The sequence below is a fragment of the Paenibacillus tyrphae genome (assembly GCF_027925525.1).
In the GTDB taxonomy this organism is placed as follows: Bacteria; Bacillota; Bacilli; order Paenibacillales; family NBRC-103111; genus Paenibacillus_G; species Paenibacillus_G tyrfis_B.
The window spans coordinates 35132-60894 of sequence record NZ_BSDJ01000042.1 but is presented as its reverse complement, the minus strand read 5'-3'; the positions used below and the strand labels follow the sequence as shown (position 1 = coordinate 60894).

Annotated in this window: 23 protein-coding genes and 2 pseudogenes; 15 read left to right on the top strand and 10 right to left on the bottom strand. The window is 53.6% G+C overall.

Annotated elements, in window-relative coordinates:
- Positions 1–142: 142 nt before the first annotated feature.
- The 4 genes from QMG93_RS31860 (at position 143) to QMG93_RS31845 (ending at position 5027) form a co-directional block, all read left to right on the top strand.
- A complete protein-coding gene (locus QMG93_RS31860) occupies positions 143–949 on the top strand; it encodes a hypothetical protein (protein WP_281943768.1) in 807 nt (268 codons plus the stop codon).
- Positions 950–960: 11 nt separating this feature from the next.
- Positions 961–2751: a tetratricopeptide repeat protein gene (locus QMG93_RS31855; RefSeq protein ID WP_281943766.1), complete on the top strand. Its 1791-nt coding sequence runs from the start codon at positions 961–963 to the stop codon at positions 2749–2751.
- A gap of 118 nt (positions 2752–2869) precedes the next feature.
- Entirely contained in the window at positions 2870–3388 is a 519-nt protein-coding gene (locus tag QMG93_RS31850) for an RNA polymerase sigma factor (protein WP_281943764.1), read from the top strand.
- Positions 3381–5027, top strand: a complete 1647-nt coding sequence (locus tag QMG93_RS31845) for a DUF4179 domain-containing protein (RefSeq protein WP_281943762.1) — start codon at positions 3381–3383, stop codon at positions 5025–5027. The genes QMG93_RS31850 and QMG93_RS31845 overlap by 8 nt, the downstream gene beginning before the upstream one ends.
- A gap of 54 nt (positions 5028–5081) precedes the next feature.
- Here the strand turns inward: QMG93_RS31845 and QMG93_RS31840 are convergent, their stop codons facing one another.
- Both QMG93_RS31840 and QMG93_RS31835 read right to left on the bottom strand, forming a co-directional pair.
- Positions 5082–5627, bottom strand: coding sequence for a GNAT family N-acetyltransferase (locus tag QMG93_RS31840; protein ID WP_281943760.1), 546 nt, complete (start codon positions 5625–5627; stop codon positions 5082–5084).
- 30 nt (positions 5628–5657) lie between these two features.
- A complete protein-coding gene (locus tag QMG93_RS31835; protein ID WP_281943758.1) occupies positions 5658–6281 on the bottom strand; it encodes a TetR family transcriptional regulator in 624 nt (207 codons plus the stop codon).
- A gap of 192 nt (positions 6282–6473) precedes the next feature.
- Here QMG93_RS31835 and QMG93_RS31830 point away from each other — a divergent pair, with 192 nt between their 5' ends.
- The 3 genes from QMG93_RS31830 (at position 6474) to QMG93_RS31820 (ending at position 8079) form a co-directional block, all read left to right on the top strand.
- On the top strand, positions 6474–6944 hold the full coding sequence (locus tag QMG93_RS31830; RefSeq protein ID WP_281943756.1) for a VOC family protein: 471 nt from the start codon (positions 6474–6476) through the stop codon (positions 6942–6944).
- Positions 6945–7014: 70 nt separating this feature from the next.
- Positions 7015–7458: a DNA alkylation repair protein gene (locus QMG93_RS31825; protein ID WP_281943754.1), complete on the top strand. Its 444-nt coding sequence runs from the start codon at positions 7015–7017 to the stop codon at positions 7456–7458.
- A 36-nt stretch (positions 7459–7494) separates the two neighbouring features.
- A complete protein-coding gene (locus QMG93_RS31820) occupies positions 7495–8079 on the top strand; it encodes a TetR/AcrR family transcriptional regulator (protein ID WP_281943752.1) in 585 nt (194 codons plus the stop codon).
- A 55-nt stretch (positions 8080–8134) separates the two neighbouring features.
- On the opposite strand, the gene QMG93_RS31815 is transcribed toward QMG93_RS31820, so the two are convergent.
- On the bottom strand, positions 8135–9148 hold the full coding sequence (locus QMG93_RS31815) for an iron-hydroxamate ABC transporter substrate-binding protein (protein WP_281943750.1): 1014 nt from the start codon (positions 9146–9148) through the stop codon (positions 8135–8137).
- 237 nt (positions 9149–9385) lie between these two features.
- Positions 9386–9841, bottom strand: a complete 456-nt coding sequence (locus QMG93_RS31810; protein ID WP_281943748.1) for an S-ribosylhomocysteine lyase — start codon at positions 9839–9841, stop codon at positions 9386–9388.
- 280 nt (positions 9842–10121) lie between these two features.
- Between QMG93_RS31810 and QMG93_RS31805 the strand changes: the two are divergent.
- Positions 10122–10610, top strand: a pseudogene (locus QMG93_RS31805) (SRPBCC family protein).
- Positions 10611–10708: 98 nt separating this feature from the next.
- Here the strand turns inward: QMG93_RS31805 and QMG93_RS31800 are convergent.
- From QMG93_RS31800 to QMG93_RS31785, 4 genes are all read right to left on the bottom strand, one after another.
- Entirely contained in the window at positions 10709–11257 is a 549-nt protein-coding gene (locus QMG93_RS31800) for an SMI1/KNR4 family protein (RefSeq protein ID WP_281943746.1), read from the bottom strand.
- A 118-nt stretch (positions 11258–11375) separates the two neighbouring features.
- The gene (locus tag QMG93_RS31795; RefSeq protein WP_281943744.1) at positions 11376–12731 is read right to left on the bottom strand and encodes a DHHW family protein; all 1356 of its coding nucleotides are present in this window, start codon (positions 12729–12731) and stop codon (positions 11376–11378) included.
- 13 nt (positions 12732–12744) lie between these two features.
- Positions 12745–14157 (bottom strand): MBOAT family O-acyltransferase, encoded by a 1413-nt coding sequence (locus QMG93_RS31790; RefSeq protein ID WP_281943742.1) that lies wholly within the window; start codon positions 14155–14157, stop codon positions 12745–12747.
- A gap of 119 nt (positions 14158–14276) precedes the next feature.
- Entirely contained in the window at positions 14277–14984 is a 708-nt protein-coding gene (locus tag QMG93_RS31785; RefSeq protein ID WP_281943741.1) for a DUF421 domain-containing protein, read from the bottom strand.
- 176 nt (positions 14985–15160) lie between these two features.
- Between QMG93_RS31785 and QMG93_RS31780 the strand changes: the two genes are divergently transcribed.
- The 4 genes from QMG93_RS31780 to QMG93_RS31765 all read left to right on the top strand — a co-directional run bounded on the left by QMG93_RS31780 (position 15161) and on the right by QMG93_RS31765 (position 20529).
- Positions 15161–16111, top strand: coding sequence for an ATP-binding cassette domain-containing protein (locus QMG93_RS31780; protein ID WP_281943740.1), 951 nt, complete (start codon positions 15161–15163; stop codon positions 16109–16111).
- 13 nt (positions 16112–16124) lie between these two features.
- On the top strand, positions 16125–16871 hold the full coding sequence (locus QMG93_RS31775; RefSeq protein WP_281943738.1) for an ABC transporter permease: 747 nt from the start codon (positions 16125–16127) through the stop codon (positions 16869–16871).
- Positions 16868–17851, top strand: a complete 984-nt coding sequence (locus QMG93_RS31770; protein ID WP_281943736.1) for an ABC transporter permease — start codon at positions 16868–16870, stop codon at positions 17849–17851. The genes QMG93_RS31775 and QMG93_RS31770 overlap by 4 nt, the downstream gene beginning before the upstream one ends.
- Before the next feature lie 83 nt (positions 17852–17934).
- Positions 17935–20529, top strand: coding sequence for a LuxR C-terminal-related transcriptional regulator (locus QMG93_RS31765; RefSeq protein WP_281943735.1), 2595 nt, complete (start codon positions 17935–17937; stop codon positions 20527–20529).
- Between the two features lie 85 nt (positions 20530–20614).
- On the opposite strand, the gene QMG93_RS31760 is transcribed toward QMG93_RS31765, so the two are convergent.
- Entirely contained in the window at positions 20615–21028 is a 414-nt protein-coding gene (locus QMG93_RS31760; protein ID WP_281943733.1) for a VOC family protein, read from the bottom strand.
- A gap of 167 nt (positions 21029–21195) precedes the next feature.
- Between QMG93_RS31760 and QMG93_RS31755 the strand changes: the two genes are divergently transcribed.
- From QMG93_RS31755 to QMG93_RS31745, 3 genes are all read left to right on the top strand, one after another.
- Positions 21196–22053 (top strand): phosphotransferase, encoded by an 858-nt coding sequence (locus QMG93_RS31755; protein WP_281943731.1) that lies wholly within the window; start codon positions 21196–21198, stop codon positions 22051–22053.
- 102 nt (positions 22054–22155) lie between these two features.
- The gene (locus QMG93_RS31750; RefSeq protein ID WP_281943729.1) at positions 22156–23139 is read left to right on the top strand and encodes a zinc-dependent alcohol dehydrogenase family protein; all 984 of its coding nucleotides are present in this window, start codon (positions 22156–22158) and stop codon (positions 23137–23139) included.
- A gap of 87 nt (positions 23140–23226) precedes the next feature.
- Positions 23227–25284 (top strand): molybdopterin-dependent oxidoreductase, encoded by a 2058-nt coding sequence (locus QMG93_RS31745; RefSeq protein WP_281943727.1) that lies wholly within the window; start codon positions 23227–23229, stop codon positions 25282–25284.
- A gap of 135 nt (positions 25285–25419) precedes the next feature.
- Here QMG93_RS31745 and QMG93_RS31740 read toward each other — a convergent pair.
- Positions 25420–25644 (bottom strand): annotated as a pseudogene (locus QMG93_RS31740) (DNA-directed RNA polymerase subunit alpha C-terminal domain-containing protein); the annotation flags it as partial.
- Positions 25645–25763 lie beyond the last annotated feature (119 nt).

The following is a 25763-nucleotide window of genomic DNA, read 5'->3' as shown; positions in this document are numbered from 1 at the left end:
GTTGTCGCCGGGTGCTTGTTTTTTTGTCAAGAAACTTACAATCCGTTCTAAAACTAACATTTTACTGGGGAGCGGCCGATAAAAGGTTGAGTTTGCTTTTTGGGGAAGCTTAACGACAACGCCACATAGAGGAGGAGAGGGCATGGGAATTTTCGAGCGTTTCAAATGTAACAGCAGACTGCCGTTCGATCCCGGGTTTTTAAAGCAGGAGCATGCCATCGATATCGACGACAAGGTACTAATAAGCTTAAGTCAGTATCAAGAACGCTGGAATACGGACGAATACGTATATCGTATTCTGACTACGGAAGAAATTCGGGAAATGCTGGACTTTTTACAGAACTTGGCGTGCCACCGGGGCATCTGCCCGCTGCTTACGGATGATCAGTCCAACTACATAGGCTTGTATACCGACGGTCCGCTGCGAGATAAAATATGCTACTTGAATCACGAAGAGACCGATTTGTCGCCGGGATTCCGGCATATGGAACGGTTCATCGCGAAGAGCCTGCAAACTCCCGGAGCGGAGTGGGATCAATTGGAGCGGGATTACCCTGTCGTGTCCGACCGGGACGAGCAGCATGCGCACAGCGTGCTTGACTTAAAGGTCGTTGAAGAGATCGATCAACTCCTTTTGCAAGAAGAGCTTGACGAGGATTACATACAGCAGCTTATTTTTTCCAAATTGACGATCATGCCTTATGCGGAATCAGAACAGATTTGCCGCTATGTGACTTCGGATGACATGTTTATCCAGGAAAAAGCCGTTATCCTGCTAAGAAAAAGAAACTATACGGCAGCGGCCCGTTCTTTGTTCGAGGTTGCCAAAAACGGAATGCATAACGGAAGGATGGCGGCGATCTCCGCGCTGAAGCAATTCCGTACGGAGGAAAGCAAACGGCTGCTGAAGGAATTGGAAGCGGTGCTGCCGAAACCATATTTTACATAGGAGTGAGAGCATTGGAACACGAACATACCGAAGGGGAGCACCGTTTTCCTTCGCCTGAACAGGATTTCGAAATTTATAAGGCAGCCCGAAGCGAAGGGGATTTCCAGCACGCTCTATACCATCTGGCCTGTGCCTTGTCGACCGATCCGGCTAACGCCGAATGGCTCCAATCCCTGAACGAGTGGATTGATGCGGGCGAGGATTTGCTGCCTTTTGTGCCGGTTGAGGACAACAATTATTTCGCCGTTCTGGCGGTAAGAGCTTATATTTACGCCCGGGTGAACAGCTTTAACGAAGCTTTTGGCCTCTTGGGACAGGTGATCAAAGTAAAGCCCGAGGTCCCTTATCTGGTGTGGGTATGCGAATGGGAGACGCGAATCGCCGGGGTGGATCATATCGAAGCGGATACGATCATTGGATTCGTCAGCGGAGTGATGAGATCCCTCGATCTGTTGGAAGGAAATGTACGGCATAAGGTGCTTGCCGCTTTAGTGTCCGTGCTTCGAAAGATGTGCCAGGCGCATCCCAAAGCTTATATGTTGTTCTGGCTGCTTTCCTCGATGCACCGGAGACAGGAGGATGTTCTGGCCGCATTTGCGGCAGCCAAAACGGCCTACAAGCTGAATAAATGCTGGAATACGGCCATTGGGATGGCGCTCTGCTTCAAAGCTCAGGGCAACATCCGCAAGGCGGCCGGCTTTTACAAGAAAGCAGGCAGGCTCGACCCCGAGAAAGAGGCGGGCTATCTGGATCTGGGCGACCTGTATCTGGAAAACGGCTTATACAAAAAAGCGCTGAAAGCGTACAACAAGGCTGCGGATATCCGGCCCGATCACGAATGGGCGGTCCCGTCCATCCTTTACTGCGAATATATGATCAAACAAGACGCCGAGCGCTTGGGGAAACTCGAAGCTTACTATAAAGCGAACGCTTCAAACGGCAGAGCGAGAGAGCTGTTCAAGCCGTTATTGCCGGGCTCCGAGCTTCCTTTTGTCGATTACATCCCGGAGCCGCAGGAAGCCTCCATCAACGTGCTGCGTCAAGTGGCGGAGCAAAACCCGGATCTGGAAAGCGGCGGGACGATCAGCCTGACGATTAACCATCTGGAGGCGCCGAGCGCGATTCGTGCGATGGAGCTCTACTTGAACAAATTCGGCAGAAGCGCTAATCCGCCCGAGCTTAATTTGACCATCGACAACGTCCCGGAGCCGGACCCAAGGCAGCCGATCGCCGAGAACGGCGCCGTGTTATGGAGTTACGAGGGGCCCATCGCACAGCCGGCTATGCCCAAGCCGTCGGGCCAAGCGGCCGATGCCGTCCGCCGATTGGCGATGACTCCGTACCAAATCGAGGATTGGTACCGCACCGCCGGCGAACTCGCCCAAAGTCTTACCCCCGCGCACCTGCCGGACTTATTCGCCGTCCTGACTCATCCGCCGGAGCCGCCCGAATCGGTATCGAGCTGGCGCTGGCTCCAGCGCATTCAGTATGCGGCGGTATTCCTTATGGCGCAGCTTAGCCCGTCCAAGCCTTCCGAAGCCTTGCTGTCTCTATGCTATGGTCAATCGGACTGGCCGGTCAATGCGGCGGTGGCCGTACTGGCTTATGAAGCGCAGGGCGATCCCGAGCTGGAAAAAGCGGTATCCGAACTGTTTCTCCGGCTCATGGAGCGGATTCCGCAAGAAGGCTACTGCTTCTTTACTTATGCGCTGGTGTGCAGCTGGCTGCAGCTTTCGTCCATCGATATTAAGCTTAGAGAGCAGCTAGAGCAATGGAAGAACGATTTGGAGCAGCGGGAATAGGCTGATTGCACATGCACGACCGATTCGGGAGGATCGGTCTTTTTTTTCATCCGGAAAAACGAACCGAAAGCCCCGGTTATTTGTCTTATTGGCGTAACGCGAAAGGGGGGAGCAAGAGTTGACCGACCGGGAATTATTCGATACTTACCGCAGGGACGTCTACTATTTGTGCCACTATATGCTGCACAACGCCGCCGATGCGGAGGATATCTGCCAGGAGGTATTCCTGAAGGTGTTCCAGACGGACCGGCAAGGCGTCGAACGGATCAAGCCATGGCTGCTGCGGATCGCCGTGAATATGTGCAAAAGCCATCTGGACCGCAGGAAGCGGGGCGTGCTGAAGGAGCTGAAGCATTTTCTGCTGGAGCGCAGACGCGATACGGAAGCGGCGGACGAAGCGCTGGAGCGGAAGGAAAACGAGCTGGAGACGGAGAGGTGGCTCCGGTCATTGCCGGTCAAGAATCGGACGGTAATGACATTGCGGTATATTCACGAGCTGAGCCTGCAGGAAATTGCAGAGACGCTGAATATCCCACCGGGCACGGTAAGATCAAGATTGAATCGAGGGCTGCGGCAGATGAGAATTGAGCTGGGAAAGAGCAATCCAAATTTGAAAGGAGCGGAATGTCTTGAATAAGCTGACGGAAGAGCAATTGCTGGAGCTGGCGCGCAAGGAACGTCCCAAGCTTCCGGATTTTGAAGCGATGTGGGAAAGAATTCAAACGAATACGAATCTGCAAAATGCTTCGGCAGCACCGAGAAGCAGAAGCTTGGCCCGCAGCCGAAAACGTCTCATTCCGTTAGCCATTGCGGTATCCTCCGTCATCGTGGCCGCGCCGGTCGTTGCCGGGGTATCGATGGGCTGGCCGGTGCTTTTTGACCGATTGGGCTTTACGACCGCAATGGAGTCCGGCTTGGGCAATCCGCTGGACATCACGGTAACGTCGGCGGGCGCTTCCTTGGCTCTCCATGGCGTTGTCACGGACGATCGCCGGACGGATGTTATGTTTACCTTAGACGTTCCTTCGTTGCCGGACTATCACATTGCTGATTTCGAGCACAAGACGATAACGAATTCCCGAGGCGAAACGATGCGGCTGAACGTCCTCGTCCGCAAAGCCGACTCGCCGAACCAGATGGTCGGCCTGCTGGAAACGCAAAATGGACTGGGAAATAAGAAGGACCGGCTTAAGCTGTCGCTGAAAAATCTGGTTTTTTACAAATATAAAGATACGGAGCTTGACGCCAGCCCGATGTCGTTAAAGGATAACGACCATGTGGATAGCCGGACTCGTTTCGGAACGCTGCAGATCGTTTCGACTGCAAGGGAAAACGACGTACTGACCCTGCGTTATGAAATTCCGATTAACGGACCGGAGGATAGAACGTTGAATCCGGGGCTGTTCCTTAAAATAGGAGAAAAAAGGGTAGATTCGAGTTATTCTGCTACATTGCCCACGGAGAAATCGGGAATTTTGCTCCAGCAAAACACATTCCGTCTGACGGATTCCGAGCTGAAGAGCGCCAAGCTGTACTTCACTTACTTGGATACGATACAAACGATCGCGGGCACGTGGGACACGTCGTTTGAAGCCGATGGTGTGAAGGCGAGCCAGGCGACATTCCGCAAACCGCTTGACCCGACGGCGGTTGCTAACGATTCGGATATGGATTTGAAAGAGCTTGTCGTGATGCCGTTGGAAGTTCGTCTGATGTACGACGATAAGCTGAAAACCAAATCCCCTGATCTGGAATCGGTATTTTACGATACCAATCAGCTTGTGCTTAACGGTACAACGATTAACGGCGGAAACTGGCCCACAGAAAAAAGCGGCGGATATCTCCGTTTCCAGCTGCCGGAATGGTCCAAGGATTGGTCCTCGGCACCGATGAAGCTGCTGCTGTCCGACGCCCGCGTCACGAAGCGCTCTAAGGCGTGGCATCCGCTGGAGACTCCATCAGATACGAAGCGGACGATCGAAACAAAGCTGGACCAGTTTCCGGTCACGTTTACGTATTACAAGGAGGGCGAAGATCTGATCGTCGAATCGTATTCGACCGATCCGAATTTTATCGTCGTCTCGCAAACGTCTGTCAAGAAAGACGGAGAGGTCGTTTATCCTCCGATCAATCCAACGCCCCCCGGCGGCAACGGTACGAGCAAGAAAGTGGACCGCTACCCCGGACTGCTATCCAAGCCGGGTAAACTGGAGCTGAATCCGGGCTTCTATCACTACAAGGACAGCAGTCGCAGGGTGGAGTTGACTATTAATTAAATGAAATGCGGGAATGGCCCCGCCAGATCAGTATTGTGTAACGGCTGTCCGAAATCATCGGGGCAGCCGTTTGACGTACTCATGCTGAAGCAGCCCCATATGAATAATGTCGTGCCATGCCCCTTCTCTGAACAAGCTTTGCCGGGAAATTCCCTCCCGCTGGAAGCCTAGCTTCTCATAGAGCTTGATCGCTCTATCGTTGAAGGAAAACACTCTTAACGAGACCCGGTGCAGGTTCAGCTCCAGGAATGCATAGTCAAGCAGCAGCTTTAAGGCTTCGGTTCCGTAGCCTTTCCCCCAATAAGCTTTGTTGCCGATATCGATGATGCATTCGGCATTCCGGTTTTTGGAATCGATGTTGATTAAAGATGTAATCCCGAACGGCGTTTCCGAGGTTTTGTCGACCAGAATGTAGCTTTTGGAGGAGGGGGAGCCCAGGATGACTTGATGCACAAATTGGCGTGTCTCTTCGAGATCGTAAATATCGAGCGAAGGATTCGTGGAACGCATCACCTCCAGATCGTTTCTCCACGCATGATACAGCTCCGCATCGTCCGCCGTAGCTTTTCTAAAAACGATTCTGTCGGATTCGAACAACATAGCAAGCACTCCCTTAGGGTAGGATGGTAATTAAACCTGGTCAATTGGGCGGAGCAATTCTTTCAACGAAAAGAGAAAGACGGTCAACTGTTCCTCCACAAGGGTTGTTTCCGCTCCGAGTTGGAACGTATCCAGCATTAAGCCGTCCATAAACGAAACGAAATACAAGGCGACCGCTTCCGGAGAAAGGCGGGGCCGGAATTCTCCCCGCTCCGTTCCTTTGACAATGACCGACTCGATGGCCTCCTTGATTTGCAAGTAACGTTCCGCGATATACGGGAAGCTTTCTTTATTCCGCCTGTATCCGGGGGATAGAAAAAACTCCGCCTTGGCCAGCAGCAGCGTTTGCCCGGCTATCTTCAGGCTGTGCCGCTGACGGTTGACCCAGTCGGTTAGCTGGGGCCAGAGCGGCGAGGAATCGGCTAACTCGAAGAAGAGGATGTCCTGCCGATCGTCAAACTGCAGCACTTCCATAAACGCGTGTTCGATATTGTCGAAGTACGAATACACCGCGCCTCTGGATACTACGGCTTCGTTCATGATCGATTGCATCGTTGCCTGCGTATAGCCCTCCCGGATAAACACGCGCCTTGCCGCTTGCAGCAGCTCGTGTTTTTTGTCTTTCTTGTACTGTTCGCTTACTTTGGGGGACAACGGAATCAGCTCCTCCTGACAACAAAACGATATTAATGTTGGTTTTGGTCGCAAGGCAATTATAAACGACATGATTGTCGTTTTTCAAGTCGCTAATGGTCGAAAGTGGAAACTTTTCATTTACATACATACTGTATGTATGTTAATATGCAACTAGCATAACTATTCTTAATTCCAAAGGGGATCACGGCGATGAAAACAAACAGCTTCTACCCGGTTATTTTGACGGAGCAGGTTGCGGCGAGCGCGGCTTTTTACAAAACGCATTTCGGTTTTGAAACGGTATATGAAGCGGATTGGTACGTAAGCTTGCGGATGTCCCAGGCCAGCGCTTCCTACGAATTGGCAATCTTGGACGCTGCGCATCATACGATACCCGAGGCCTACTGCAGACCGGTGCAGGGCTTGATTCTTAATTTTGAAGTGGACGATGTCGATGCGGAATACCGGAGGCTCATTATCGGGGAGAAGCTGCCCTTGAAGCTTGAACTGCGGGACGAAGAGTTCGGACAACGGCACTTCATAACGTGCGATCCTAACGGCGTCTTAATAGACGTGATCAAAATTATTCCGCCTTCGCAAGCGGAAAGCACGCAATATGCCGAGAAAGTTTGGGCGGATAACGAAGACGGAGGAGAAGCACGAGTGAAACCGCAGCCTTGAAGCATTACTTCGGGGCCGAGCTGGCGCATCGGCTGACCGGTCTGATCCAGCCTCATGCGTAGGGCTTTCCATGGAGGCGCTCTACGAAATCACCAAACGGCATACGTCGGAATACGCGATACACCCTTATTTGGAGCATCATTTGGAGGGTAGCTTGCGCCTGATGAACGGCTGGACTCATGATCCCAGCCTTCATGTGCGCCGCCTCGTCAGCGAGGGAACCCGTCCGCGTCTTCCTTGGGCCAAACGAATCGGAGTCCTCCGGGGAGACCCCGCGTTCAACCTTGCTCTGCTGGAGCCGCTGATAGACGATCCTTCCTTATACGTCAGGAAATCGGTCGCCAATCATTTGAACGATTTGACGAAAGACCACCGGGAGATTACGATAAACTGGATTCGGGATCGATTGAACCGCGGAGGGAAGCACATCGTTTGGATCGCCAGGCACGGGTTGCGTTCACTGGCGAAATCCGGAGACCAGGAAGTATTGGAGCTGCTGAGAAGCTTCGACTAACCGGGCAGACGAACCGGAAGGAGGGAGCATTGTTCTGTGAAAAAAAATAGAGAAGAAACCGATGAAACGATTCGCAAGCTGATCGCCATTGCCAGAAGGCACTTTACGGAAAAAGGGTATGCGGATTCCGCTCTGGAAGAGATTGTAAGCGAGGCGATGCTGACGCGGGGGGCACTCTACCATCATTTTGGGAATAAAAAAGGATTGTTTCACGTCGTTCTGGAAGCGGTGCAGAAGGAGGTCGCGGAGCAGGTCGAGGCGGAGGCATCCCAAAGCAACGATGTGTGGGAGCAGCTGTTGTTCGGGTGCCGCGCCTTCGTTAAGGCGGCGGTAGAACCCCGGAGCCAACGGATTCTGCTGATCGATGGCCCTGCCGTGTTAGGCTGGGACGTCTGGCGCAAAATGGATCAGCAGCATTCGATGCGGCTGCTGCGCGGGCAGCTTCAAATTATGAAAGAGCAAGGGTGCTTCCGGCCTGCATCCATCGAGGCCATGACGCATTTTGTGTCGGGCGCACTGAACGAATCAGCGCTCTGGATTGCGCAGATGCCGGATCAGCAGCAAGCGCTGGAGGAGACCATGACGGTCATTGCCTTATTGGTGGAGGGGCTCAAGCGGTAAGCCAAAAGACCGTTCCGGCAAAGGAAGCGGTCTATTTTGCGATAAACAGGCTAGATCAGTTCTTGTTCGCCTTGTTCTCTGCGGTTCTCGCAAGCAGCATGTCCACAAATAGGTCGATCTGCCCCATAACGGCAATCGGATCGTACCGGTAGAACGTATCAAAGTCATTCATGAACAACGTATTGTTCTTAACCGCATTCAGGCCTTGCCACACCGACGAGGCCTGGAGCTGCTTTAAAGCTTCGCCTTTTTTCTCCGGATCATAGGTCGTCAGAAACATGTAGTCGGCCGCATATTTAGGCAGCACCTCCATCGACAGCTGCACGGAGCCGGTGTTGCCTTTAATCTCCGAACGGACCAAGTCCGGCATCTTCAGCCCCAACGCGTTATACACCGTTTGGCCGCCTCGTCCGGCGTTGTCCCCGAATACCCACAGAGTACCTTTATCGGTCAACTCGTAGAGCCCGACGGTGGCGTTCGGATCGATGACCCCTTTCAATTTCTCGCGTCCTTGCGCCGCCTTTTGATCGAATGTCGCGATAAATTGCTCCACTTTTTGCGGTTCACCGGCAATATCGCCGAACAATTTTACCGTTTCGTAAATGTTGGATGTCGTGCCGTAAGGAATATGTAGGGTAGGAGCGATTTTGGAAAGCTCTTCATAGTTTTTATCATACATAACGACGATTAGGTCAGGTGCAAGCTCCAGCGTTTTCTCCACATTCACCGGCGTGCCTACGTCGACGGCTCCTGTGAGCAGCTTCTTCAGAAACGGATTGTCGAAGGTGGTAGGTTCGACGCCGACCACATTGGCGCCTACGGATAGCAGTTCGCCGCCGTAATAATCCGTGACGATCCGTTTAGGTTTGACCGGGATGTTGATATTGCCTTTGACCGTGGAGAAGCTGCGCGTTGCGGCGGCCGATGCTTCCGTCGACGGCTCCTTGGGAGCTTGCTTGGCCGGGGCGGGATCGCCGGCGGTCGTTGCCGTACCGCCGCAAGCGGTGAGCAGCGTAACGAGAAGCAAATAAATCAGGCCTGCGGCCCGAAGCGGTTTGTTCTTAAACATGAGTTCCCTCCGTCAGTTCAGGATTGAAAATGAGAATCATTATCGGTAAAGATCATATCAAATATGATTCTCGATCGTCAATACAAATCGTGGGAGCCTATCTGTCTCGTTGAACGGGCCGACGTCCTGAAGAATGGAAAAAAATGCAGCCCGCCCCCTCCGGGGAGAACGGGCTGCAATAAGGTACCAAGCGTTTTGCCAGTAAAATCAAGGGTCGGCATATCCTCGAACCCCTCATTAAGCGCGGAACGGATCGTCGCTGATGCCGGCCTGAAGTACGATTTTGGCATATTCCTGCGCACTGAATAACGAATGATCTTTATAATTGCCGCATTCCAAGGCCGAGACGGCAGGCACCGTTTCCGTGGCGATGACTTTGTTCAGCACGTTCGTCAACGCTGCAGCAACGTCCGCAGGCTCATGCTCATCCCATAGGATCATATAAAATCCGGTTCGGCAGCCCATCGGAGAGACGTCAATGACTCCTGTCAATTCATCGCGCAGATAGGTGGCAAGCAAATGCTCCAGCGTATGTACGGCGGCCGTAGGCAGAGTCTCTTGATTCGGCTGCAGGAAACGCAGGTCATATTTCTGAATGGTGCTTCCTTTTTCGTTTTTCTCCGTACCGGCCAGACGGACGTACGGCGCTTTAACAATCGTATGATCCAATTCGAAGCTTTCGACTTTAGCCATGGGGGATTCTTCCTTTCACTGCATTTTTTATTCAAAGTATCACAATCGGAATTATAAGTAAATAGTCCGGATGCAAAAATAAATGCAGAATACGATACTTCAGCGACCGACCTTAAAGGGAGCGAGAACGGTTACGAGAGCGAGCCTACGCTGAAGGTCGGTTTCTTCAAGGAGGTATGAAATAACCGCCAAATGGTAATATAAAGTGGAAAAAGCAGCCATCGCGGTCTGACGAGGGTGGACTGCTGCGAGCGCAATTTACGTACGGAGGGAATAAAACATGTTAGCTTCCATTCAAAAAGCGGACGGCGGGTATACGGCCCGTTTCGAGCGTCATCTGAAGCATTCCGTCGATCAAGTCTGGTCGGTTCTAACGGAGAACGACCGGCTTGCCGAGTGGTTTCCTCAGCTTCGGATCGATGAGCTGCGCGAGGGCGGGCTGATCAAGTTCGACATGCAGGACGGAACATACGAAGAGCTTACGATTACCGATCTTGCCAGGCATTCGGTACTCGGTTACACTTGGGGCAAGGATCGCGTTCGTTTTGAGCTCTACCCGGAGCCTGAGGGCTGCCTGCTGGTTCTCGTCGAGCAGCTTAGCAAGATCACCGGCCACACCTCCAAGGATCTGGCGGGCTAGCACGTATGTCTGGATGTGATCGACGCGCTATTGTCAGGCCGGGCAGCCGGCTTTCGGAAAGATGAATGGAAAACTTGGCACGAGCAGTACGTCCGGATTTTGACGCCACTTGGAAGTGCCGACGAATAAGGAGCAGAGAGGGGCGCTGCCCGATCGATAATTACGAAGCTGCGGCCCGGGGCCTTGGGCTAAAGTATGGCGGGCCGCAGCTTTTCCGGCGCCGAGCTTTAATCCAGCTCCCCATCCATCGATGTGGTTCCCCTGCACAGCTCCGGGAACGAACGGGCGACTTGCTTGCAATCCTCATAGCCCAGATTGCCGGAATGCGCCGCCAAGATCGGATACTCGTCCCCGTTCATTTCTTCTCTCATATCCAAAATATAATGATTCCCGCAGCCGTCCATCCCGATCGAAACGGAGCCGGCCATATATTCGGGGAATTCGTACGCCAAGTTGTATTCTCTCAATTCGTTCGTGCCGAAAAATTGAAAATAACGCTCTCCGGTTTGAAATTCCCCGCCGTTCGAATAGCGCAAAAAGTCCAGGTAGCTGTCTGGCAGCTTCTTCTGCGGCAGATTCCACAACGACGGATCAAACGGCTTGTATTGCGTATGAAGCGGATGATTCACAGGAAAAGGATTCCTCTGCCGCTCCGTAATCCCGGCGATTTCTTGCGGCGAAAGCTTCTTGTTCCATGTCTGTACTAAGCGGTCAAGCTCGGCTTGAGTCGTTCCTTCCCGCATAGGATATGGCATTTCAAACACGCTGCTCCACATAGACAAATTCCCCCAATAGTACGCTGCTCTTGATGATGTCAGCCAATTATATAGTACAACGAAGCCGGGCATCAACTCGCTGAATGGCCACGGGGGATCGAAGGCACGCTCCGGGGGATTATTTTGCACCCGCCCCAGGAGTCGTCAGCAGCTTGCCGATTTGCTGCGAAAAGCCGTCGTACATCGCGACTTCCGTATTGTTGAGGAACAGCAGCTCGCGGATTTGGCGCTTTTTCAAAAAAGGAACGAGCGGCTGGTCAAACTGGCGCGGATCGATGACGTAAATTTCCTTATAGTGCGGAAGCAAAAAAGGAATCAGCGCGTTGCCGTACGAATCTTTGACGACGGCGATCCGGCGGTCGCTCTCAGCTTCGGTCTTAATGAGGCCCCAAGGCCGGTCGCCGCTGAGAAAGATCCGGTATTTGTTCTTTTTGGCCGCATGGCTCTTGTCCAGCAGCTCCATCCGCAGCGGAGCGGCGTAGTGCACCACATATTCGTGCTTGACGAACGGCTTGTACAGCACAAGAGTATCCGGTGCCTTCTGAAGCTGGGAGCTCAAGGTCGCGGAATATAAGGAGCCCAAAAAGCCCGTTACGTTCTCCGTTTCATAGCGGGCTAGCGGAACGGGCGGGACGCCCTGCGCATTCATGAAAGCCTCGTAAGCGTAGTAGGCGCCGGTCGCAGTCCAGTGATGATCCGTACGGAAATATAAAGGCTCCTGCTTGTGGGCATTCAGGGAGGACCATGCGTCAATCGTCTTCACTTGCGGATGAAGCCGCTTGTAGACATCCTCGATCGTTTGGCGCTGGGAGTCCGACAATGATTTCAGCGAAGCTGCGGATACCCATTCCGCTGCCGTCGGCGCGAGAAGCACGAAGGTCGCTGCTTCGCCACTCAGTGCGAGCGAGAATTCGTCGCGGAACCGGTTTACGGCATCGACATAGGCTTGTCCGGCGGCAGGATCAGAGGTAAACAGATTCACCGCTTTGTTGCCTACGACCAACACTTTTCCGATGACGCGTCCCTTCTCCTTGGAGGCGGAGGCCTCTTGAGACGTGCCTTCGACGGCACGCGGGGCTTCGGGGACCGTTGTTCGGGGGGCAGCTTCAATCGAAGAAGCAGAGGCGGTCTGCTCTTGGGCAGGGACAGCGTTCGCTCCGCCGGTATTGTTCGCTTGGGACGCGATCAGGACGGCATGCTCTCCGCCTGACAAGCCGCGCCAAGAGGCCACCTTTTGGCCTGCGCTGACCAAGGTGTCGCGAAAAGCGACGTGGTCTGCCCAATAGTTTTCCAGCTGGCGGAAATATGTGCCGGACTTCACTTCGCCGATCGACCAGCGGGGGAGCGAGGCCAGCGCCCGGTTTTCTGTCTCCGAGACGGCATAGCCCAAGCCGAAAGCATAGAGCGAGGAAACCGTCCCTGCGCATAAGAAAGCGAGAAACAATCCGATTTGCAGCCAATGTCCGAAGCGCATGGCAAGCCTCCGATCAGAACCGAAAGTAGAAGAAGGGGGAGTACGTTTTCCCGACCAACAACAAAGCGGATACCGTCAATATCGCCAAGCAGGCGAGAGGGACCAAAGTATTCGCATACAGACCGCGCGCGAAGCCGGGGCGCATGTGTGCCGCAAGCCACCGGTGGAGAACGGCCGGAAGCGGTGTAGCGGCGATGACGGCGAACGGGAGCAGGAACAAATGGTTTTGCAGATGAATCGCGAGCTCCGCATCCGTCCATGGTGCCGATGCGAATCCGAGCATGACCCGCAAGTAAGCCAACCCGCGGCCGATGGATTCGAAGTAAAAAAACACCCATCCAATCAGTACGATCGCCAAAAAATAAATATGGGACGCAAAGGAGGGCAGCACTGACAGGATGCGGAAAAGAAAGCTTCGCTCCATCGCGATGAGAATGCCGAAATAGACGCCCCACAGCACATAGTTCCAACTGGCGCCATGCCAGAGCCCGGTCAGAAACCACACAGCAAACAGGTTGAACGCCGGATTTCGGCGGTTGCCCCCGAGCGGAATGTAGACGTAATCCCGGAAAAAGCGGCCGACGGAGATGTTCCAGCGCCTCCAGAACTCGCTTGCGCTGCGGGAGATGTAAGGATAATTGAAGTTTTCCTTGAAATGGAACCCGAACATCCGGCCGAGGCCGATTGCCATATCCGAATAACCGGAGAAGTCGAAATAGATTTGCAGCGCGAACAAGACGATGCCAAGCCATGCGCCCAACAGCGAAAGCTTGCCGAGATCTCCGTCGAGGAAAACGGTGGAAATGTCAGCAAGTGTATTGGCCAGCACGACTTTTTTGCCCAAGCCGACGACGAAGCGCGCGATTCCGGTGCTGAACCCTTCCAGCGTAATTCTGCGGCGGCTTAGCTGCTCTTGAACGTCCGCATACCGGATAATCGGTCCGGCGACCAGTTGGGGAAACAGTGAAATATACAGCAGCAGCTTCGAATAGGAGCGCAGTGCCGGGGCATCCCCCCGATACACATCGACCAGGTAGGAGATAAGGTGAAAGGTGAAGAAGGAGATGCCGATAGGAAGACCGGGATCGCGGAACGGCACGGGAAAAGGAAGGACTGGCTGAAGCGTCTGCACAAGAAAACCGGTATATTTGAAATAAACGAGCACGCCGATTTGAAAAATAAGCGCTGCGACCATCGCGGTCTTCGCCAGACGGCGGCCGCGGCCCTGTTCGATGAGAAGTCCTCCCGCCCAACCGACAGCCACATTCAGCAGCAGAACCCCAATCCAGAGCGGCTCCCCCCAAGCGTAAAACAGCAAAGAGAATGCGAGAAGCACGGCATTTTTGGCCTTGTTCGGAGAGCAGAAATAGAGCAGAAGCACCAGGGGAAGAAAGGCAAAAAGAAAGACGAAGCTGGAAAAGACCACGGCAGGACATCCTCCTCGGGTTGCAGTAACAGTCTTTTCCTATATTGCTCCGAAATTCCATTCGTCATGCACCGAAAGAACCAGTTCCGCAAATGGATAGACGCCCGGTCCGCATACGATTATTCCTTGTCTACGGGCTGGCGTATCCGATCATCGTACCGGTCGAAATGCAACTGCCCGTTCGTGCTTTTTACGGCATAACAGATGTCCCCGATGGCGAGGCCTCTCGATTGGGCTTGCGAAACAAGCCATTCTTCACTGAGATGGTTTTGATGCAGATTGTCGGAAATGATCTGCCCGTCCATAATGAGCTCAACCGGAAACGACTGTTTGTTCATCTGCAGATTCATATCTTTGCGCGTCACGGGAAGGTATTCCGGTTTGCGCAGCACGGTGATCTTCCCGTTCAGCTCGAGCACGGCATATTGAACTTCTTCGATATTAAAAATATTTTTTTCCCTGAGCTCCTGATTTAAGGTGTCTATCGTCATTTTCAGCTTGCGCATATTGCTTTCCAGAATTTTGCCGTCTTCCATTATGACGGTCGGTTGACCGGAGACCCATTTACGAATCGCCCGGCTCTTAAGCGCCAGAGCCATCAGCAAATAGGCTATGCCGCTGAACGTGACGATGGCGATCAGCACCTGCCATGCGTTCATGGATGTATTAATAGATAAATTCGCGGTCATAGCGCCCAAGGTAATCGTTGCGACAAAATCATGATACGTCATCCGGGAAATCGTCGATTTTCCAAGAATGCGGGTAATGATCATCATGACGATAAAAGCCCCGATAGACCTCAGTAACGTATCGCCAATATGTGCCATGCCATATCTCCTTATCCTCAAAGCTAATGATCCTCAATTGCCCCATAGTATCGCCATCGTCGGGTGGGTTAATTCCAGAATAGGGAAGACAAATCCAAATCAACCGGGCGAATCAACCGTTCGGTTGATTTGCTTTTCTACCGCTCCTTTTAAGATAGAAGTAAGGAGTGAGGAATATGCAGGAAACCATAAAACCGATTCTCGAAGTCAACGGTCTAACCAAGCGCTTCAAGGCGCATCAAGCGTTAAAAGGGATATCATTTGCCGTATACTCGGGGGAAATTCTTTGCTTTCTCGGTCCGAACGGCGCAGGCAAAAGCACGACGATCCATATTCTTTCGACGGCGTTGCAGGCGGACGCCGGCGAAATCCGCTTTCGCGGAACACCGGTAGTGCAGGAGACGAATGGCTTGAAGCGAAGTATCGGAATCGTCCCGCAGGATTTGGCAATTTACGAAGAAATCTCGGCCGAACAGAACGTGCGCTTCTTCGCTTCGCTGTATGGGCTGAGGGGAAAGGAGCTGCAGGAGCGGACGGAAGAAGCGCTTGCTTTCGTCGGCTTGTCCGACCGCAAAGACGACAAGCCGAAGACGTTCTCGGGCGGGATGAAGCGCCGGCTGAACATCGCCTGTGCGATCGCTCATCAACCGGAAGTGATTGTCATGGACGAGCCGACGGTCGGCATCGATCCGCAATCGCGCAATCACATTCTGGATTCGATCCGTCAGCTGCGCGAGCAGGGGGCAACGATTTTATACACGACGCATTATATGGAAGAGGTTGAGGAAATCTCCACCCGCATTATTATTATCGATCATGGCGAAATCATCGGCTCCGGAACGAAGGAAGAGCTGAAGGACCGGTTGGCCGGCGAGAAGATGTATGAAATTGTCGTCGACAGGACCGAAGGCCTGAATCCGGATGAACTGTACGGGATCAGCGGGGTGAAGCAGGTGCGGGTAGTCGATAACTTGCTGCGCATCATGACGGTAAGCGGAATCGACAATCTGGATCAGATCATCGTCCATCTAATGCAAGGCGGCATCAAGATCCAACACTTGACGAGTTCGGCGGCGAGCCTGGAGTCCGTGTTCCTTCAGATGACCGGACGCAAGCTGCGGGATTAGAGGGGGCGGGGAGATGTATTCGTTTTACGTTATTTTGAAGCGGGACTTCATCAATCTGGCGCTCAACCCGGTTCTTCTGTTGACCAATACGGTATTTCCGCTGGTGCTTGTGCTTGTCCTTGGTTATTTAAGCAACGGCGCATACAGCGGCGAAGAAATGAACGGCTACGATTATTACGGCGTGACGATCATGGTGTACACGGCTGTGAACGTATCGATGACGGCCGCGAACAGCTTTATGGAACGGACCCTCAAATCGAGCAATCTGCGTATTTTGTACTCGCCGATTCCGCGTGCCTTCGTCTATCTCTCGAAAATTACGGCGACGGTTCTGTTTTGCGGCTTATCGATGCTTATTACATTGGCCGTGCTGAACTGGGGAATGGACGTTCATCTGGGCGGTGCGGACATCGGGTATGTGGCAGTACTGCTGCTTTTGCTGATGCTCATGTCGGCTGCACTCGGCGTGTGGCTGTGCTGTTTGTTTAAAAGCGAAGAGGCATCGAACAAATTATTAAGTATGATCAACAATGTGCTTGCTCTTCTCGGTGGTTTATTTTTCCAGTTGGACGGACTCGGCGAAACGGTAGCGAAGGTATCCTACTTCTCCCCGGTCAAATGGGTATCGGAAGCGATATTCCGTATCATCTACGATCATGATCCCGCATTGTTTGCGACTGCCGCCGCGGTGATGCTGGGTGCAACCGCGCTGCTGCTGCTTGGCTGTAAACTGACCTTCAAGACGGAGGATTACGTATGAGAACGATCGTCGATCTTTATATGAACAACTTTCGTCGGATGTGGAGCCGCAAAGGCATACTGCTGCTCGTTCTGGCGTTTTCGCTGCTGGCCTTGTCGCTGGCCGTCTATTTTACCGCGAAGTTCGAGGTTCGGGGGCATTTGGCTTGGATCGGGAACGGGTCGTCGGAAGCCGTTCGGCCGCAAGGGTTCCAGGTGACTGAGCTGAAGGAGGCTCCCCGCAAGTCGGCTTTGGTACGCGGGCAGTATGACGCCATCGTCTTCGATGAAGGGAACGGGCAGTACCGGATCGAAACGTTCAAAAGCGAGGAATTTCGACAGCTTGTGCTGCAAGCTATCCAGCATCCGGAGCAAGTGCGGCCGGACCCGTCGAAGCGGGGCGTCGGTACGAATGTCGCCGGCTTCCTCCTGATGTTTCTGATGCTGGAAGGGATGCTGTTTATGAATTTGTTCACGGAGGACAAGGAAAACGGCACATTCAAGCGGGTGATCGTATCGTCCGTCGGGATCGGGCGGTATATGGCCGCACAAGCGCTCTTTACTTTCTCGTTTGTGTACGTGCCGACCTATGCGACAATTGCCGTGATTAAGCTTGCGTTCGGGTTGGACATCGGGTTCTCGCTGGCCGCATACGCCGGACTCTTGGCCGTCCCTGTAGCTCTCGGCACCGCCTTTGCCTGGTTTCTTCTAGCCTGCATCGAAAAGCTGGATAACGCCATGCCGCTTGCGTCGACGATCATTTTGCTCACCTCGCTGTTATCCGGGAGCTTCGGCAGCAAAACGGCGGAATATGGGATCATGTATTGGATCACCGGCCTGCTTCCGCAAAAACGTTTCCTTGAGCTGGTCAGCGGTCTTGAGCGGAACGAGGGGATATCCGCTTATGCGGGTCAGCTCGGGTACGTGCTCGCCTTGACGCTTATATTGCTTCTGGCTGGACTCGCGGTCGTCCGGCGCCGTGTTCGCGAAGGCTGCTACTAAATACCCGGTCATTTATGTTATGATAATTTCGCGGAGCGGCGTGATGCTCCGACATGATTGCCAGTTAGAACAGGTGGTGCGCCATGATCTCTAACCAAAGGCTGCTAACCGCCAGATTGCGGCCTCCATCGCCCCGGAGAAACTTCGTGCCGCGCGCAGCGCTGGACGCCAAACTGGAGCGTTTGACGGAGGCGAAAGTAACTTTAATTCAAGGAGCGGCCGGGAGCGGAAAAACGTCGCTCCTTTCCGCGTTTCTAAATAAACGGCCGGAGCTTCCGGCCCGCTGGATCTCGCTGAACGCCGATAACAACGAGGTAGAACTATTCTGGTATTACGTTTTGGAGGCGCTAAAGCCGGATCTGGGAGAAGCCGGCGAATCGCTGTTAACGCTGTTCGTCTCGAAGCCTCACGGCCAAGATATCGAAAGCTTTCTCGTGCTGCTTGTGAATCAGTTGGAGAGTCGTGGAGGAACGCTGGTGCTTGTCCTGGACGATTTTGAAGTGATCGACAGCACCGGGGTTCTCGCTTCGGTACAATTTTTTCTCCGCTACGCGCCGCAGAGCTTTCACCTCGTTCTCCTGAGCCGGAGCGCGCCTTGGATGTACTTGGGCGATCTGCGGATGGCCGGAGAATGCCTCGATATCGGAGAAGAGGAGCTGCGGTTCTCTCCGGAGGAAACGAAGCGGTTTTTGCAGATGACCCTGCAAATGACCGTAGCCGAGGGGGATGCGGAGCGTCTGCATCGCGTAACGGAGGGATGGATCGGCGGCCTGCAGCTGACGGCGCTGGCGTTGGACGCGAATCGACAGGCGGCTGTCGGTCAAGTGCGCGCGGTGAACAAGTATGTCGTCGATTACTTGTCCAACGAAATCGTCAGCGGCCTGAAGGAGCAGGAAAAGCGGTTCCTTCTTCAGACCTCGAACCTCCGCTATTTCAATGCCGACATCTGCGACCGGCTGCTGGGAACGGGAGACTCCAGGGCTATGCTGCGGCAGCTTGCCGATCGGCACTTGTTTCTCGTCCCCATTGACGAGGAGGAGGGAATTTACCGGTACCATCATATGTTCGGGGAGTTTCTGCAGCGGCTTTGGCTGGAGGAGGATGGCTCGAACAACGCAGCCTGGCATGCCCGGGCATCCGCCGTATATGAAGACATCGGCGATGTCGAAGAGGGGATTCGTCACGCATTGCTTGCCGGCCAAACGGACGAAGCGATTCGAATGATCGGTTTATTGGACACGTCCGTGCAAGTATGGGGGCATTTGCGTGAGCTACCGATCGATGCGCTGCTGGAGCATCGGGACTTGCTGTTCCAGAGGCTCTTTTACCATCTATGCAATCTGGAGATGGAATGCTGCCGCGACATGATGAATCACATCAGGCGCATTTCCCGGGAGGATCGCCTCTGGTCGATCTTATCGATGGCCCGATTGTTCATAGAGGATGACAGCACGATGTCGAGATCGGACCCGCTGGATTGGATCGCAGAAATTGACGGGATGCATGTCAGCGACATCACCAAGGCTATTGCCTACATGACAGCCAGCATGATGTGCTCCTTCCGTGACAGGCATAAGGAAGCGTTAACCTGTCTCGACCAGGCGATTAAGCTCGAACGGAAGGCGCACAATCCGTATATTTACTTTTTTACGGTTACGCTCAAATGCCAATTGTTGGAAAAATGTGGAGAGTTGATCTTTGCGGAGCAGCTTTACCACGAGGTGTTCCAGATGTTGGATAAACATACGATCGTAGCGCCGCTAAAAGTGAATGCGCTCATCGGCATCGCCGGGATTTACTTGAAAACGATGCGGCTGAACGAAGCGGAGCAATCGCTGAGACAGGCGGAAGCCGAGCTGAAAATCGATTATTTGTCATTGGATATGGCCATCGTCTATAACCGGATGGAGCTTGAGCTGCTTCGCGGCGACCGGGAGGCGGCCCTGCAGCTTCTGCTCAGGCTGGAAGCGATGGGCATTTACGAAAGTGCTCACTACGTACCGGCTATCCTGAGTTACACGATCAAGCTCGACAAGATTCGGACGCATGCGCTGGAAGCGTTCGAGCAGGAAGCGGAACGCGGGGATCAGGCCGGGACGCTGCGCACGGAGGAGCAGCTTGTCTATGCGAAAGCCTTGGCTCATCGCGGCTTGCGGGAGAAGGCGCTGGCGCAGATCGACGCCGTTCTGGCCGGAGCACGAAAGCAGGCGGACTACTGGACGATTGTCGAGGCGGCGCTGCTGAAGCTTGAAATCATGGGCGCGGCAGGACGTGCCGATAAGCGGCAGCAGCTTCAATTGGCCCGGGAGGCGATTCACTACGCTTCGTCATACGGGATCAAGTCGCTTTTTGTGTTGGAGGAGCCTGCCGTGCGGCCATATGCGGAGCTGCTGCGTCAAGATCAGGCGTCCTCCGAGCTGTCTCTTACCGAGAAGCGCTTCTTACAGGAATTGTTCGCGCTATGGGGACCTGAGGCCTCCGACAGCCAATGCTTAACCGACAGAGAGCGGGAAGTACTTGAAGTGCTGGCAACGGGAGCGTCGAACAAAGAGATTGGCGAACGGCTGTGTATTTCGCTGGCAACCGTCAAAACGCACATCATCAACATTTACTCGAAGCTGGGGGTATCCGGACGGATCGAGGCGGTGGAGAAAGCGCGGCAGCTGGGGCTTCGTTAACGGAAAAAGTCAAAGACTCATACCGGCGCGTGCCGGATATGAGTCTTTTTTAGGCCGTTGTGCGGCCGAACGGGCGAACCGTTTGCTATTCTTCGTGGTTGAACTGCCACTGGATACCGAATTTATCGGTTACTTGGCCGTAGCACTTGCTCCAGAACGTTTCTTGCAGCTCCATGCCTACCTTACCGCCTTCTTTGAGCTTATTGAAATACGTTTTAATTTCATCGATGTTTTTGCTCATGACGGAAAGGCTGATGTTGTTTCCGGCGGTAAAAGGCATGCCCGGGAAAACGTCGGAAAACATCAAGTCGCTTCCGTTAACGGTAATGCGGGCATGCATGACCATCTGCTTGGCTTCCTCCGGCAGCGGGTACTCCGGATTAGGCGGCGAATCGCTGAAGGTCATGATTTGCGGTTTTTCCGTTCCGAAAGCCTCCGCGTAAAATTCGACCGCTTCACGACAATTTCCGTTGAAGTTCAGATACGCATTGATAGCCATTAATTTCGCTCCTTCGTTCGAATGGGATGGTCTGCAAGCATGGGCTATGTTCTCGCTTTCGTCGTATAGCCTTGCCTCTACCAGTATACCTCGAACCGGAGCCATTTTAAACAGCGTCATGCATGTCGTCAATCAGCATTTGGAAAATTTTCTGGGGGGACCCGAACATGACATTCAAGCAGGATATTCACGACATCCTAGAAGATCTTCGCAAAAAGAGCGTACTAGACAGCGAGATAAAAGCAGCGTATCAAATGAAAGGAACCACCGACGGACGGGTCTACACGCTTGCAGTCCACGACGAACCGAAATACGTGTTGAAGCTCGATAGCCCGCAAAACATTTGTCTGGTTGAACAATGTGTTCAAGCTTATCCGGAAAGCCGTCTTTTGCCTAAGCTTCTGTACATCGATCCGGCTAAAACGTTTATGATCTACCCGTACTTGACCGGTACAACCCATGATAAACGGGGGCGCAAGCTGGATTGGATGACCCTGCTGGTCAAAGACCTGCTCAATCATTACAAAATGGATCACCGAACGGAAACATGGGGGAGGCTGGCTCTACCGCGAGATTCTTGGCTTGAGTTCAATGAGCTGGGCTTGGAAGAGGCGCGAGAGAACATAGGCCCTCTTCTGCCTGCCGAAGATTATGATAAAGTTCAATCGTTGATTGAACGCATTTCGAACGTGGAAACCAAGTATTTATTACACGGGGATACGGGTGTCCATAATTTCGTATTTCACCATTTTGAGCTGATAGGCGTCATCGATCCGTCTCCCATGGCCGGCCCGGTTACCTATGATTTTACTTACGCCTTTTGTTCCTCTCCGGACGATTTGAACCTGGATACCTTGTTTGCCGCCTTCGAGCTCCTTCGTCATAAACCAATTGATCAATCAAGGCTGGTCGAAGAAACGATCTTTCAACTGTACTGCCGGATCGGCATCTGTGCGAAAGTCCATCCGAATGATTTGGAGGGTTATTTAAAGGCGTGGGAGTACTGGAGAGCCCTTCTTCCTTGATCAGGAGTACGGCTTTTCCTTGTGGACTATGGTTTTCAGGAATTATAATTAAACAATCAAAATTTGTCAGGCTGATTTTAAAAGACAGGGGTAGGAGCTTTCATGGAGGCCAATGTTGTTCGTTATTATCGTTTCGGTGAACCCGGTGAGGTGCTACAAATCGAAAAGAAACCGCCGATTGTGCCGGGACCGGGTGAAATCTCCGTCAAAATGCAGGCGCGGCCCATTAATCCGTCAGATGTGATCCCGATTCGGGGAACGTATTCTCACCGGATTACGTTACCCGCAGTCCCGGGTTACGAGGGGGTAGGGGTGGTGGAAGCCATAGGGCCGGGAGTTCCGAAGCAAATGTTGGGGAAGCGCGTACTCCCTCTGCAAGGCGACGGCACGTGGCAGGACTATGTGACAGCCCCTGCTAAATTTTCCATTCCCGTACCGGAAGACATCGACGACGACACGGCTTGCCAGCTTTATATTAACCCGGTTACGGCTTGGTTGATCTGCCGCACGGCGCTCCGGTTAACGCACGGGGATGTGTTGGTTGTCAATGCGGCGGGTTCCGCCATTGGGAGTATTTTTGCTCAATTGTCGTCTATTTTCGGATACCGGATGATTGCGCTGACGCGCAGCGACCGCCATACCTCCGAGTTGCTGCGTCTTGGGGCGGCCTATGTGTTTAACACGGCGGAAGACTCCGTCCGGGATCGAATTTTAGAAGCTACGGCAGGCCAAGGCGCCACGGCGGCCATCGACAGTATCGGGGGACCCGAAGGGGAAAAGCTGGTGCGCTGTGTGAAGACGGACGGAACGATCCTAAGCATCGGCCTGCTATCAGGTATTCCGGCCGTGTGGCATGAAGCGGTTCGGGGAACGCGGGTCCGCGTCCTGCCGTTTTATCTCCGGCAATGGGTGCGGCATTCGTCGCAGGAGGAATGGGAGGCGGCTTTTGAGCAAGTGTTGCGTCTTGTGCAGGAGAAAAAACTGGCGATGATGAGGATCGGAGCCAAATTTGAATTAACGGACGTCAAAAGGGCGATCCATGCCGCAGAGTCGGGCATCCGCGGAAAAGTTCTATTGTTGAGCTAATAAGGCAGTCGCACCGGATGCGGCAGGAAATGAACGCGCTATGGAGAAAAAGATAAGAAAGATGTTGATTCGCTGGGAGGCAAGGCAATGAACGCGATAGAGAATAAAGCGACAGAAATCGTGCGGGGCGTCTGCTCTTTGGACTGTCCTGATCAGTGCGGCTTGCTGCTGCACAAAGAGGCAGGGCGAATCGTGAAGGTGGAGGGAGATCCCGCGCATCCGATGACGCAGGGCGCCATATGCAACAAAGTGCGCCATATGGCCGAGCGCTTGTATGACCCGGCCCGTCTTCGCTATCCAATGAAACGGACGGGGAAGAAGGGAGACGGCGCGTTCGAGCGTATCTCGTGGGAGGAAGCGATCGAGACGATCGTATCCAAATGGAAGACACTTATCGCGACGGAAGGGGCGGAAAGCATCCTGCCGTACAGCTTTTACGGGAACATGGGGAGAATCGGAACGGAAGGCATGGACCGGCGCTTCTTTCACCGCATGGGGGCCAGCCGGCTTGAGCAGACGATATGCGAAGCCGCGGGAACGGAAGGGTACCGTTATACGATGGGCGGCAGCTACGGAACGTCCCCGGAGGATACGGTTCACGCCAAGCTGATTGTGATGTGGGGCATTAATGCGGTAAGCACCAACCTGCACCAGATCGTGCTTGCGGAGAAGGCGCGCAAGAACGGCGCCCGTATCGTGGCGATCGACGTTCACCGCAACCGGACGGCCAAATGGGCGGATTGGTTCATTCCGATTCGCCCAGGAACGGATGCTGCTCTTGCGCTTGGCCTGATGCATATTTTGTTCGAAGAGGGCATGACGGACGAAACGTTCTTACAAACGTATACGGTCGGGCACGAAAAGCTCCGTCAGCATGTGAAGTCGTACGATCCGGAATTCGTATCCTCCGTAACGGGCGTGCCTGTGGAAGACATTTATGAGCTTGCCCGGCTGTACGGCCGTACGACTCCGTCCTTCATTCGGATCGGCAACGGGATTCAGCACCATGACAACGGAGGGATGTGCGTTCGCACGATCGCCTGTCTTCCGGCGCTGACAGGCCAATGGATGCATCGCGGTGGCGGGGCGATCAAAGGCAACGGCAGCTATTTGGAATTCAATAAAGCGGCCCTGCAGCGTCCGCAATTGCGCAAGCAACCGGCCCGCTCCGTCAATATGAATCTGCTGGGGAATGCGCTTCTGAAGCTCGATCCGCCGATCCGTTCGCTGTACGTGTACAATTCGAATCCGGCGGTCGTTGCCCCGAATGCCGGCAAAGTACGGCAAGGGCTGATGCGCGAAGATTTGTTCACGGTGGTACATGACTTGTTTCTTACGGAGACTGCACGGTACGCCGATCTGGTGCTTCCGGCGACGTCTTCCTTCGAGAACCATGATATTTACCGTTCCTACTGGCATCATTACGTCCAGATCCAACAACCGGCCATTGAGCCTTACGGCGAAAGCAAGTCCAATCCGGACGTCTTCCGGCTGTTGGCCCAAGGCATGGGCTTCGAGGAAGAAGCTTTGCGCGATTCGGACGAGGACATGATCCGGCAGGCGTTGAACAATCCGGCCAATCCGAATCTGGAAGGCATTACGTATGAGCGGCTTCTGGAGGAGCAGTACGCGAGAGCGAACGTCCAGCCGTTGTTTCCGGGCAAGCTGCCTACGCCGAGCGGAAAGATCGAGCTCTACTCCAGGGCGATGGAGCTGAAAGGCCTTCCGCCCCTGCCTACGTACATGCCGCTACCGGCGGACGAGGCTGAGGATTTGCCGTTTCAATTTATCCCGGCGCCCAATCATAATTTCTTAAACTCGACGTTCTCGCATAATGCAAAGCATGTCCGGCTGGAAGGCGGAGAGCCGAAGCTCTATATGCATACGGAAGACGCCGCGAGCTTGGGAATCCGGAGCGGCGAACGTGTCCGGGTGTGGAACTCGCGCGGCTCGTGCGAGCTGACCGCGACAGTGGGCGACGACGTTGTTCGCGGCACCGTTGTCAGCCAGGGCTTATGGGCGGATGCGGAAGGAAGCAGCCGCCTGGTGAATGCTCTGACCCCGGACCGGCTGGCGGATATGGGCGGCGGGGCCGTCTTTTTCTCGGGACGGGTTAAGGTGGAAAAGCTGGAGAGCGTCAGCTAGTCGAGAGGTTTTCATACGTCAACACAGTCGTTTAATGCGGATATCCCCGGGAGAAGCCACAGTGCTTCATCCGGGGGTATTTTTTATCCGCCAAGGATTTAAGAGTATAGAATCATCAGGGGAATAGAACGTCATTCATGGCGTTTCGTTTTTGAATGATAACCCGGCTTCCTTCAATGCAGTCCTGAGTTTAGGTAAGGATGCCGGCCCCATACCGTGAAATTGCAAGATCTCTCGTTCGCTATACTTTGAGAGTTGCTGCAAAGTAGTTATCCCATTATGTTCCAACGCGCGTCTTGCCGGTGCCGAGAGAAGGGATAGAAAACCGTCTGCCATTTTACATCGCTCCTTTTCTGAAAGAAGAATTTCCGATTTCATCGTTACGACTATTATAGAACGAACGTTCGTGGATGATCAACAATGAAATGAAACCTGTTGATCGGCCCCCCCGAAATTGTTGTTATGGGCAACGTCTTTAC

What these genes read in the sequence shown, in the direction of transcription:
- QMG93_RS31860 (WP_281943768.1), top strand. Translation starts at nt 143, where the DNA reads ATGGGAATTTTCGAGCGTTTCAAATGTAACAGCAGACTGCCGTTCGAT.
- QMG93_RS31840 (WP_281943760.1), bottom strand. Translation starts at nt 5,627, where the DNA reads ATGTTGTTCGAATCCGACAGAATCGTTTTTAGAAAAGCTACGGCGGAC.
- QMG93_RS31830 (WP_281943756.1), top strand. Translation starts at nt 6,474, where the DNA reads ATGAAAACAAACAGCTTCTACCCGGTTATTTTGACGGAGCAGGTTGCG.
- QMG93_RS31825 (WP_281943754.1), top strand. Translation starts at nt 7,015, where the DNA reads ATGGAGGCGCTCTACGAAATCACCAAACGGCATACGTCGGAATACGCG.
- QMG93_RS31815 (WP_281943750.1), bottom strand. Translation starts at nt 9,148, where the DNA reads ATGTTTAAGAACAAACCGCTTCGGGCCGCAGGCCTGATTTATTTGCTT.
- QMG93_RS31810 (WP_281943748.1), bottom strand. Translation starts at nt 9,841, where the DNA reads ATGGCTAAAGTCGAAAGCTTCGAATTGGATCATACGATTGTTAAAGCG.
- QMG93_RS31800 (WP_281943746.1), bottom strand. Translation starts at nt 11,257, where the DNA reads ATGTGGAGCAGCGTGTTTGAAATGCCATATCCTATGCGGGAAGGAACG.
- QMG93_RS31795 (WP_281943744.1), bottom strand. Translation starts at nt 12,731, where the DNA reads ATGCGCTTCGGACATTGGCTGCAAATCGGATTGTTTCTCGCTTTCTTA.
- QMG93_RS31785 (WP_281943741.1), bottom strand. Translation starts at nt 14,984, where the DNA reads ATGGCACATATTGGCGATACGTTACTGAGGTCTATCGGGGCTTTTATC.
- QMG93_RS31780 (WP_281943740.1), top strand. Translation starts at nt 15,161, where the DNA reads ATGCAGGAAACCATAAAACCGATTCTCGAAGTCAACGGTCTAACCAAG.
- QMG93_RS31775 (WP_281943738.1), top strand. Translation starts at nt 16,125, where the DNA reads ATGTATTCGTTTTACGTTATTTTGAAGCGGGACTTCATCAATCTGGCG.
- QMG93_RS31770 (WP_281943736.1), top strand. Translation starts at nt 16,868, where the DNA reads ATGAGAACGATCGTCGATCTTTATATGAACAACTTTCGTCGGATGTGG.
- QMG93_RS31765 (WP_281943735.1), top strand. Translation starts at nt 17,935, where the DNA reads ATGATCTCTAACCAAAGGCTGCTAACCGCCAGATTGCGGCCTCCATCG.
- QMG93_RS31760 (WP_281943733.1), bottom strand. Translation starts at nt 21,028, where the DNA reads ATGGCTATCAATGCGTATCTGAACTTCAACGGAAATTGTCGTGAAGCG.
- QMG93_RS31755 (WP_281943731.1), top strand. Translation starts at nt 21,196, where the DNA reads ATGACATTCAAGCAGGATATTCACGACATCCTAGAAGATCTTCGCAAA.
- QMG93_RS31750 (WP_281943729.1), top strand. Translation starts at nt 22,156, where the DNA reads ATGGAGGCCAATGTTGTTCGTTATTATCGTTTCGGTGAACCCGGTGAG.
- QMG93_RS31745 (WP_281943727.1), top strand. Translation starts at nt 23,227, where the DNA reads ATGAACGCGATAGAGAATAAAGCGACAGAAATCGTGCGGGGCGTCTGC.